Origin of the sequence: Candidatus Protofrankia californiensis (genome assembly GCF_900634765.1) — a bacterium.
GTDB lineage: Bacteria > Actinomycetota > Actinomycetes > Frankiales > Frankiaceae > Protofrankia > Protofrankia californiensis.
In genome coordinates this window covers 1-2,630 of the sequence record NZ_CAAAFT010000019.1, presented here as the reverse complement: position 1 = coordinate 2,630, position 2,630 = coordinate 1, and the positions used below count along the sequence as shown (strand labels likewise).

Genomic DNA, 2,630 nt, shown 5'->3' with positions numbered 1-2,630 from the left:
CCCCACGTCACCTCCGGTCTTCAGGACGCACATCCCAGGAACGTGAACGACGTGTGCTCGAAAGCACCCCGCCGGTTAGCGTCCTTGCAATACACCAGACGGGTCTTGTCCGGATGTAACTCCAGACCGACCGCCTCCAACCGCGCAGCCAAGGCAGTCAATACATTCTCGGCCTGCCTCCAGCTCCGACAGTGGATCACCGCATCGTCACAGTAACGCTCGAACTCGACTGCCGGGAACTCCCGAACGAGCCACCTGTCGAACGCGTAGTGCATGAACAGGTTAGCGAGGACGGGTGAAATCGCGGACCCCTGTGGCGTTCCGCGTTCCCGGTTCGCCACGACGCCATCAGGGCGTTGCACCGGCGCGGCGAGCCACCGCCGCACATAGAGCAGGATCCACTTCTGCCCCTCTCCAATATGCTGTTCGACCGCTTTGAGCATCAACGCCCAGTCCACGCTGTCGAAGAACGCCCGAATGTCCACATCGATCACCCAGTCGTATCGCCAACAGCGCTTCCTGCACGCCGCGACCGCATCCAACGCGGACCGACCAGACCGGTAGCCGTAAGAGTCCGGATGGAAGATCCGCTCGACCTTCGCCTCCAGCACCATGGCCGCCGCCGTCTGGGCGATCCGGTCGGCCACCGTGGGCACCCCGAGCACGCGGACACCACGTCCGCCCGGCTTCGGAATCTCCACGGCTTTCACCGGAGGAGGGAAGTAAGATCCCGACGACAGTCGATTCCACAACTTGAACAGATTGTTTTGCAGATCCTGTTCGTATCGTTCGATCGTCACCCCGTCGACACCCGGCGCCCCTCTGTTCGCCTTGACCCTGCGATACGCCTCCCATACCAGCCACTTGGAAATATCGAACGGTTTGACCCGCGATTTCGATTTCGATTCGCTCATCCGGCTCCTCCCGGAAACACCGGTTGACCAGCCAACGAACCAGGACAACGCGCCCCCTTCGCTCCACCCGCATTACACGAGCTTCCTCGCTACTACGGAGCGCTCCGCCCCCCTGCCGCGCATCGGTACTCCATCCACACCCACGCAGGCGCCGACTCTCCCTCTCACCGGCCGACGTCAACCCGCCGACCAGCCTTGCCGCGGCGAGGGGTTCCCACGTTCCACACCGGAGCCTGAACCGGGCTCGCGCCGCCTATACGCCGGACACCACCAGGGCGGTAAGCAGGTATCCCCCTGGCTCATCCCGGGGCAACGGACCGACCCCGGTTTCGATGTCACCCAAGATCCTTACGACGCTTCATCAGCGGTTCACTTGCGTTCGCCTTCCCGGCTCCCACCTGACGCATCCCGTGCGCCTTTTCCGCAGCGCTCACCACCCCGGCTCATTCACCGACGCAGCCTACGGCGGTTTGAGACCTCCCCCATGCAGAGCGATCCCGGAGGGCCAACCTCCATCTCCCGTGCAGCACCGCAACCGTCAGCAGCGACCTTCTACACCGCCACCTCCAGTCGCGTTCGTGGCACACGACCGTCGCGGATCTTCACGTGGATCGCGTCGATGAACACCACCGGGTAGACCGGGTCCAGCGGCCGGTTGGACCACTCGGCCATCCGCGCCATCACCGTGTCGGTGATGTCGGAGATCTGCTGGCGTGACACCCGGGTGTCGTAGACCTCGGACAGGTGGGCCTGGACGTCGCCGGTCGTCATCCCGCGGGCCACCAGCGAGATCACCATCTCGTCCACCCCGCGCAGGCGCCGGACCCGTTTGGGGACCGTGACCGGCGTGAACGAGGACGCCCGGTCCCGCGGCACGTCGATCTCGACCGGCCCGACCTCCGTCAGCACCGTCTTCGTCCGGGTCCCGTTACGGGAGTTCCCCCCGTCGCGGCCGACCGGATCGTGCTTGTCATAGCCGAGATGGCCGGTCATCTCGGCTTCCAGGCCGGCCTCGAGGACCACCTTCGTCAACTGCGCGAGCAGGCCACCCTCCCCGGCGAGGCTGATCCCACCGGACTGGGCCCTCTCGGCGAGCAACCGCACCAGCTGCGCGTCGCCGGCGTCCAACTCGTCCCGGCCGTCCTCGGCACGGCCCAGGACCGGGGACTCCGCCACCGGCGGAACCCCCACCATCGTGTCACTCATGGCGCATCCTCACTCTCAGAGGGTTACACCGTTAGCTGGACAGTCCCCGACCCGTCAGCGACACCGGCGGGCGTTGAGCCGGGCGGCCTGGCGCGTCAGGTGGTCGCGCTCGGCGAGGTTGGGCGCCTTTCGGGCCGCCTCGGCGTACAGCCGTGCCGCCGTCGCCAGGTCGCCGTCGCGCTCGTGGAGGTACGCCGCCACCGCGGTGTGGCGGGGCAGTGAGTTGTCCAGCGCCGCGAGCGCCGCCAGCCCGGCGCGCGGTCCGTCGGCCTCGCCGACGGCCACCGCGCGGTTGAGCCGGACGACCGGGCTGTCGGTCAGGCGCGCGAGCTCGTCGTACCACTCGACGATCTGCACCCAGTCGGTCTCCTTAGCGGTGGGCGCGTCAGCGTGGAGTGCCGCGATGGCGGCCTGGGCCTGGAACTCGCCCAGCCGGTCGCGGGCGAGGGCCGCCTGCAGGATCGCGACGCCCTCAGCGATCAACTTGCTGTCCCACCGGCCGCGGTCCTG

Annotated in this window: 3 pseudogenes; all 3 read right to left on the bottom strand. The window is 67.2% G+C overall.

Features of this window, described 5'->3' with window-relative positions:
• Positions 1-32: 32 nt before the first annotated feature.
• A pseudogene (gene ltrA, locus DD1DGNOD_RS00760) lies at positions 33-914 on the bottom strand (group II intron reverse transcriptase/maturase); the annotation flags it as partial.
• A 555-nt stretch (positions 915-1,469) separates the two neighbouring features.
• A pseudogene (locus tag DD1DGNOD_RS00755) lies at positions 1,470-2,120 on the bottom strand (transposase); the annotation flags it as partial.
• Between the two features lie 54 nt (positions 2,121-2,174).
• Positions 2,175-2,630 (bottom strand): annotated as a pseudogene (locus DD1DGNOD_RS00750) (RNA polymerase subunit sigma-24); the annotation flags it as partial.